Source organism: Isoptericola sp. NPDC060257 (assembly GCF_042726645.1).
In the GTDB taxonomy this organism is placed as follows: Bacteria; Actinomycetota; Actinomycetes; order Actinomycetales; family Cellulomonadaceae; genus Isoptericola; species Isoptericola nanjingensis.
Window position 1 is genome coordinate 1 of record NZ_JBHXAW010000217.1, and the last position, 7,839, is coordinate 7,839.

Below are 7,839 nucleotides of genomic sequence, written 5' to 3' on the forward strand. Positions count from 1 at the left end.
TCCCGCCCCGCCCCCCCCCCCCCCCGCCCCCGGGCCGGGCCGCGCGGCGGGTCCCCCCCGCGCCGGGGCCCCCCCCCCCCCCCCCCCCCGGGCCGCCCTCGGCCGCGGCGCGCCAGTCGGCGGCGAACGGCGGCTCCAGGACGTCGGGGGCGCGGTCGGCCAGGACGTGGACGAGCTCGCCGACGATCTCGCGCTGCGCGCCGTACACCGGCTCGGACTCGCGCGGTGCCATGACGTAGGCGACCGCGACGCCCTTGAGGGCCAGGATCTCGTCCGCCGTCTCCTGCGGCACGACGAGCCGCGCCACGTAGCGGGTGAGCGGGCCGTCGCCGAACACCTCGCGCGTCGCGTCCTGGGCCGCCCCGCTGAACCGGCCGATGAGCTGGCTGGTCGCGTCCTTGAGCCGGGCGAGCGCCCGGCGGGAGCCGTCGAAGTCCGTCACCAGGTAGCCGGTGTCGCGCAGCCGGCACAGCGCCGCGTCGATCGCGTCGGGCTCGTGCCAGCTCCCGTACCAGGCGCGCACGTGCGCGGCGACGCGCGCCCGCTCGTCCGCGTCGTCGAGCACCCGCAGGTCGAGCCGGCCGCCCACGACCGCGTCCTCGACGTCGTGCACCGAGTAGCTGATGTCGTCGGCGAGGTCCATGACCTGCGCCTCCATGCACCGCACCCGGCTGCCGAGCGCGCCGCGCCGCAGCCACTCGAAGACCGGCCGGTCGTCCGGGTAGACGCCGAACTTCGGCGTCGGGGCACCGTCAGGGCGCGCGGGGCCGGTGCCGAACGCCCAGGGATACTTCACGCTGGCGTCCAGGCTCGCGCGCGTGAGGTTGAGGCCGCGCGGCGAGCCGTCGCCGGCGAAGATCTTGGGTTCCAGCCGCGTGAGCAGCCGCAGCGTCTGGGCGTTGCCCTCGAAGCCCCCGATACCCTCCGCGACCTCGGCGAGCGCCCGCTCACCGTTGTGCCCGAACGGCGGGTGGCCGAGGTCGTGCGTGAGGCACGCGGTGTCCACGAGGTCCGGGTCGCAGCCGAGCGCGCGCCCCATCTCCCGCCCCACCTGGGCCACCTCGAGCGAGTGCGTGAGCCGCGTGCGCACGAAGTCGTCGCTGCCGGGCCCCAGCACCTGCGTCTTCGCGCCCAGGCGACGCAGGCCCGAGGAGTGCACGACGCGGGCGCGGTCGCGCTCGAACGCCGTCCGGTGCTTCGACTTGGGCGGCTCGGGGTACCAGCGCTCGGTGTCCTGGTCCGTGTACGAGCCGAGCCACTCCTCGCCCGTGTCCGGGCGCGCGGCCGGACCCAGCACGTCGGCGTCGAATGCGCCCTGCTCGAACGTCTGCACGGGGGCAGCCTAGCGAGCCCCGCCGACGCCCCGGCTCACGACGCCGCGACGCCCCCGCCGCGGTAGACGGCGGTCCGCAGCTCCTGAGCCCACTCCGTGTACCGGGGCATCCCGACCTGGCGCGCGACGGCCAGCTCGGCCTCGACGTCGTAGGGCACGCGCACGTGCTGGACGCCGAACGGCGCCGGGTCCGGGGAGTCCGGCACGCCCTCGAGGATCACGTACACCGGGGTCGGGTCGTCCAGCGGGTTGCCCACGCTCCCGGTGTTGAACAGCGTCCGGCCGTGGTGCGTCTCGAGGTACGCGTCGTGCACGTCGCCGTACCCCACGACCGTGGGCTCCGGTCCGGGCCCGGTGAGGTCCGTCGCGGCGAACATGCCCGCGAACTCCTCCGGCGTGTGGTGGAAGTGCACGCGCGTGTGCACGCTCGTGGCCGACGCGTGGAACAGCCGTACGCGGCGTCCCGACAGCAGCAGGTCGTGGCTCAGGGGCTTGGCGCCGAGCCACGCGAGCTGGTCCGGTCGCAGCTCGTCGCGCCACCACGCCATCTCCGGCGGCGCGTCGTCCTCGAGCCGCGGCAGGAAGTCGTCCCAGTTGCCGCGGACGTCCGCCTCGCACACCTCGCGCAGGCGGTCGACGACGGCGCTGCCCCGCGGCCCCTTGCCCGCGTCGTCGCCGAGGTTGACCACGCGGGTGATGCCGCGGGCCCCGACGTCCGCGAGCACGGCCTCCAGCGCGCCGAGGTTGCCGTGGACGTCGGAGATGACGGCGATGCGGTCCAGATCACGGGGCACGAGGACGATGCTGCCACGACCGCCCTCGCCGATTATGCACCTGCGCACGTTCTGAGCGGTCAGAGGGTGCGCAGGTGCATGGTCGGCCGTCAGGCGAGGCGGACGACGGCGACGCCCGGCCCGTCGCCGGCGACGTCCAGGCCGTCCGCGGTCGCGCGGACGGCGAGGCCGCCGTACAGCACCTCCGGCTCCGCGCCGGGCGCGAGCAGGTGTCCCGGCAGCCGCACGCCCGGCCACGGCGCCCGGGCCAGCACCACGAGCACGCGCTCGTGCGGCGTCTCGCGCAGGTAGGCCACCGCGTCGTCGTGCACCGCGGCCCAGCGCAGGCCGCCGTCGCGCAGGGCGCCGGACGACGAGCGCAGCGCGGACAGGCGCCGGTAGACGTCCAGCGTCGCGGCGTCCCACCGGGGGCCGCCGCCGCGCGCGGCCTGGTCCCACGCCATCGTGGTGCGGGCGCGCTCCCCGTTGGTGCCGGTGGCGCCCACCTCGTCGCCCGCGAACACGACGGGCGCGCCCGGGTAGGTGAACAGCAGGGTTGCTGCGACCTCGACGAGCTCCCGCGAGCCGACGATCGAGCGCAGCCGCGGGGTGTCGTGCGAGCCCAGCATGTTCCACTGGGTGGCCGCCACCTGCCAGGGCACCAGGGCCGCGACCTCGCGCATCGTCTCCACCATGGCGGCCGCCGGGCGGCGCGGCACCGGCACGGGCAGGTCGAGGAACGGCACGTCCGAGCCGTCGGGCACCAGCCACGACCAGGCCGGGCGCGTGAAGCCCGCGTAGTTCATGGTCGCGTGCCACCCGTCGCCGACCAGGTCCCCGGCGGCGTCGTGGAAGTGCTCGGCGACCAGCGCGCCGTCGGGACGCTCCGCGAGGATGCGCTCGCGCAGCGCCCGCGCGACGGCGTGCGTGCGGTCCGCGCTCCCCCGCCGTCCGGTCATGTTGGCGACGTCCACGCGCCACCCGTCGAGGGCGAACGGCTCGCGCAGGTACCGCGCGATCACCGCGTCCTCCCCGGTGACCATGCGCCGCCACGTCTCGTCGGCCGCCCAGTCGAGCTTGGGCAGCGACCCGTGCCCGAGCCAGCCGACGTAGGGGTCTCCGCCGTCCGGCCGCACGACGTCGGGCCCGCCGTCGTCCCACAGGTACAGCCCGCGCTCGGGCGAGGCCGGGTCCTCGAGGGCCTGGGCGAACCACTCGTGCCCGTCTCCGGTGTGGTTGGTCGTCACGTCGCCCATGAGGCGCATCCCGCGGTCGTGCACGGCCCGGGCGAGGCGCGCGTACGCGGCGTCACCGCCGAGCAGCGGGTCGACGTGGTCGAAGCTCGCCGCGTCGTAGCGGTGGTTCGACCGTCCCGGGAAGACCGGCGTCAGGTAGAGGGTGCGCACGCCGAGCGCCTGGAGGTGGTCGAGGTGCAGGGCGACGCCGTCGAGGTCGCCGCCGAAGAGCTGCGTGCCGGCCAGCGGCCCGGAGCCGGCGGGCTCGTCGTCCCACGCGGCGGGCACGGCCCATCCCGGGACGTCCCGGCCGTCGGCCGCGGCGGAGCGCGCGAAGCGGTCGGGGAAGACCTGGTAGGCGAGCCCGTCGCGCAGCCACCCGGGCGCCGGCGCGTGGGTGGTGAGGCGGAAGCTCGCGGCGTCGGGCACCTCGCGGTCGTGCACCCCGCGCCCGTCGAGCCAGCGGTAGCCGCCCGGCACGTCGAGGAAGAAGCGGTAGGAGGTCACCGGGTGGTGCACGACGACGTCGGCCGCGTACCAGTCCTCGTGCGCGTCGCCGCCGTCGCGGCGGGCGGGCAGCAGGCGGGGCTCGCCGTCGCGCACGGTCCGGACGCGGACGTCGCGCACGCCCGCCCCCTTCGGCACCCGCACGCGCACGGTGACCTCGTCGCCGAGCGCCGGTGTCGCGGTCGGGGCGAACAGCGCCGAGCCGTCGTGGTGGGGCGCGTCCAGGAGGGTGCGGACGGCGCCCGGGGCGGTGGTCGGTGCGGTGGTCGGGGTGGCGTGCGTGGTCATGTCGTCCTCTCGTCGGTCCGGCGGGCTGGCCGCCCGACCGACGCGGGACGACGGTCAGTGGCGGCGGCGCCCGATCGCCCACCCGGCGGCGAGCGCGATGGCGATCCCGACGACCTGGCCGCCGAGGATCACCCTGTTGAGGTCCAGCACCGGCTGGTAGCGCGTGCCCTCGGCCGAGACCACGAAGACGCCCAGCGGCTTGACGCGCAGCCCGTAGCCGCCGCCTCCGCCGCCGCCCTCGCCGTGCCCCTCGCCGTGGGCCTCGCCCTGCAGCTCGCCCTTGGCGTCGCCCTGTGCCTCGCCCGAGGCGTCGCCGTGCGCGGACCCGCTGCCGCGCGGTCCGTCGGGGGCCTCCGTCGTGGCGGATGACTCGTCGGAGGCGGCGTCGGTCCCGCCCGAGCCGACGCTGAACGACCGGCGCCAGCCCGGGGCGCTGCCGTCGCCCTTGCCCTGGCCGGTGCCGCGGCCGGAGCCGCTGCCCGACCCGGTGCCGGCACCGTTCGCGGAGCCGTTGCCCGCGCCGCCGCCGGAGCCGGTGCCGATGCCGCCCCACACCTTGGCGACGGGGATGATCAGCTGGCCCTGGTGCTCGTAGGGCTCGCCGTACGCACGGCGCACGGAGAACGAGTCGTCGGCGGCGTCGGTGAGACGCGCGAGGTCCGGGGCGTAGGAGCGCGAGTCGTCGGTCATGACGCCCAGGCTAGGACCGTGCTGTGACGGCCGCCACAAGGATCGCGGGTGGATCGCAGGTCGATCCGCGCGAACCTCGCGGCGGCCGCCCGTCAGCCCTTGACGGAGCCCGCCGTCAGGCCGCCCACGATGTACTTCTGCAGGAAGAGGAACAGCGCGAGCACGGGGATCGCCGACAGGACGGCGCCCGCCGCGAAGAGGCCCCAGTTGGCCTCGAGCAGCGACGACACCCAGCCGTACAGCCCCACCGCGAGCGTCCAGTTCGACTCCGACTGGAGCACCACCCGGGCGATGATGAACTCGCCGAACGTGCTGATGAAGCTCAGCAGCGCCACGACGGCGAGGATCGGCGTCACGAGGCGCAGGATGATCGTCCAGTACACCTGGGCGTGCGAGGCGCCGTCGATCTTGGCCGCCTCGTCGAGCTCCCGCGGCACGGTGTTGAAGAACCCGTACATGAGGAACGTGTTCACGCCCAGCGCGCCACCGAGGTAGACGCAGATCAGCGCGAGCTTGGAGTTCAGGCCCAGCGCCGGGACGACCTCGCCGAGGGAGATGAGCAGCAGGAAGATCGCGACGAACGCGAGCATCTGCGGGAACATCTGGATGATCAGCAGCGACGTGAGGCCGAGGCGGCGTCCGGCGAACCGGAAGCGGGAGAACGCGTACGCCGCGGCCGCACCCATGAGCACGGTGCCCACGGCCGTCGCGACGCCGATGACGAGCGTGTTGCCCATCCACGTCCAGAACCTGGTGTCGCCCAGCTCGGCATAGTTCACGCCGCTGACCTGCGCGAACAGCTCGTTCGAGCCGGTGAGGGTGCCGGTGGGCGACAGCGAGGCGGACACGACGTAGACGATCGGGAAGACGGCGTACAGCACCGCCAGCACGCCGACGACGTGCCGCCAGCCCAGCTCCCGGGCCCAGCGGCCCGGCTTCATGCGGTGCCGCAGCACCTGCTCCCCCGTGCCCGGCGCCGCGGTCCCTCGGCGCGAGCCCGCGCGGTCGGTCGACGTCGTCATCAGCTCAGCTCCTCGAGCTTGCGGGTCTGGCGGAACGCGATGGCGGAGATGACCCCGACCACCACGAAGATCACGATGGACAGCGCGCTCGCGAGGCCGTAGTCGCGCGGCGCCGAGCCGTCGAGCCCGGACACGTTGTAGACCATCGAGATGAGGATGTCCGTGTGCCCGAGCGGCACCGACGCGTCGTCGAACCGCGGCCCGCCGCCCGTCAGCATCTTGATCAGGGTGAAGTTGTTGAAGTTGAAGGCGAAGCTCGAGATGAGCAGCGGGGCCGTGGCCACCAGCAGCAGCGGCATCGTGATCGAGCGCCACGTGCGCCACTTGCCCGCGCCGTCGATGCGGGCCGCCTCGTAGACGTCGCCCGGCAGCGACTGCAGCGCCCCCGTGCAGATGAGGAACATGTACGGGAAGCCGAGCCAGAGGTTGACCCCGAGCACCGACAGCTTCGCCAGCCACGGGTCCGTGAGCCACGGGATCGCGGCCCCGCCGAGCAGCACCTGGTTGATCACGCCGAAGCTCTTGTTGAGCATGCCGGACCACAGCAGGGCCGCGAGGAACCCCGGCATCGCGTACGGCAGGATCATCAGGGTCCGGTAGACCTTGCGCCCCCGCAGCCGCGGGTCGTTGAAGACCATCGCGAGGAACATGCCCAGCGCGAACGTCGTCACCACGGACAGCACCGCGAACGCGAACGTCCACAGCAGGATCTTGACGAAGGGGCCCGCGTACCGCTCGTCGCCGAACGCCGTCGCGAAGTTCTCGAAGCCCACCGTCACGCGCCAGCCGACGGGCAGCGTCTCGCCGTCGGCGGACTCGAACTGCCCCTCGTCGTTCGGCGCGTACACCACGCCGGTCGACGTGTCGGTCATCGTGTCGGCGGCCTCGTCGTACTCCAGCACCGGCTGGAAGACGTAGCCCGTCCGGGCGTCCTGGGTGCGCACCGAGCCGTCGGCGGCGTCGTCGGACACCGGCACCCGCAGCGTGGTGACCTCGTCCTGCCGCTGCAGCACGGTCGCGCGGTCGAGCACCGTCCAGCCCGGCACCTCGGTCACGGCGCCGGCGTCGATCGTCGCGTCGGGAGCCGCCGCGAGCGGCTCCTCGGCGGTGCCGACCTCCGCCGCGCCGTCCTCGACGACGGCGAAGCCGAGCTCGCCGTCCCCGTCCTCGACGACCGTCAGCGGCAGGGCGGGCGAGCCCTCGACGCGGCGCTCGTTCTGCACCAGGAGGGCGTCGACCGCCTGCTCCTTGGTGGAGTTGTGGCCGTCGCCGTAGTTGGTGAACGCCACGTAGCCGGTGTAGCCGACGACGTACACCTGGTAGACGAGCAGGAACGCCAGCCCCGGCAGGATGTACTTCAGCGGCAGCGTGCGCTTGGTGAAGTAGACCCAGTTCGCGGCGACGAGCAGCGCCACCATGGCCGCGAGGATCCCCCACGACCCGGCACGCCACGCGGCGAGCACGCCGAAGACGCCGAGCGCGTCCACGAGCGCGATGAGCACGAGCTTGACGGCGAAGCCGGCTCCGGAGAACGTCCCGGAGCCGGCCTCGGCGCCCTTGTAGCGGGCACGCGACATCAGCCGAGCGCACCCTCGATGTCGGAGACCATCTTGTTCCAGGCCTTGACCGGGTCGTCGGCCTTGCCCGAGATGATGCTCGCCTCGGTGACGCCCCAGAAGGACCAGACCGAGCCCATCTCCGGGATGGACGGCATCGGCACGGCGGAGGCGCCGACCTCGCGGAAACCCGCGACCAGCGGGTCCTCGGACGCCGCGTCAGCGGCCTCGACCAGCGCCGGCGGGCGGCCGCCGGCCTCGAACAGCGCCGTCTGCGCCTCCGGCGTCGACATGTAGTTGACGAGGAAGTCGTTCGCGAGCAGGGCGTTCTTGCTCTGCGCGCTCACGTAGAAGCCCTGGACGCCGACGAACGGCTGCGCGGGCTGGTCGCCCGGCGCCGGGATCGGGTCGACGGCGAGGTCGAGGTCCTTGAAC

The 7,839-nt window shown here is 74.1% G+C and carries 7 protein-coding genes; all 7 read right to left on the reverse strand.

Going from position 1 to position 7,839, the window contains the following annotated elements; genetic code table 11:
• Positions 1 to 1,294: deoxyguanosinetriphosphate triphosphohydrolase (locus ACFWEK_RS16050; RefSeq protein ID WP_430554675.1), on the reverse strand; the 1,294-nt coding region annotated here is incomplete at its 3' end.
• Positions 1,295 to 1,368: 74 nt separating this feature from the next.
• A complete protein-coding gene (locus ACFWEK_RS16055) occupies positions 1,369 to 2,127 on the reverse strand; it encodes a metallophosphoesterase family protein (RefSeq protein ID WP_430554671.1) in 759 nt (252 codons plus the stop codon).
• 89 nt (positions 2,128 to 2,216) lie between these two features.
• Positions 2,217 to 4,136, reverse strand: a complete 1,920-nt coding sequence (locus ACFWEK_RS16060; RefSeq protein WP_430554672.1) for a glycoside hydrolase family 13 protein — start codon at positions 4,134 to 4,136, stop codon at positions 2,217 to 2,219.
• A 54-nt stretch (positions 4,137 to 4,190) separates the two neighbouring features.
• Entirely contained in the window at positions 4,191 to 4,826 is a 636-nt protein-coding gene (locus ACFWEK_RS16065; protein ID WP_430548306.1) for a hypothetical protein, read from the reverse strand.
• Positions 4,827 to 4,918: 92 nt separating this feature from the next.
• Complete coding sequence (locus tag ACFWEK_RS16070) at positions 4,919 to 5,848, reverse strand: sugar ABC transporter permease (RefSeq protein ID WP_430548305.1); 930 nt, start codon at positions 5,846 to 5,848, stop codon at positions 4,919 to 4,921.
• On the reverse strand, positions 5,848 to 7,425 hold the full coding sequence (locus ACFWEK_RS16075) for an ABC transporter permease subunit (protein ID WP_430554673.1): 1,578 nt from the start codon (positions 7,423 to 7,425) through the stop codon (positions 5,848 to 5,850). Before ACFWEK_RS16075 ends, ACFWEK_RS16070 begins: the two co-directional genes overlap by 1 nt.
• The coding region (locus ACFWEK_RS16080) for an extracellular solute-binding protein (protein WP_430554674.1) at positions 7,425 to 7,839 on the reverse strand (415 nt) is incomplete at its 5' end. The genes ACFWEK_RS16080 and ACFWEK_RS16075, both read right to left, overlap by 1 nt.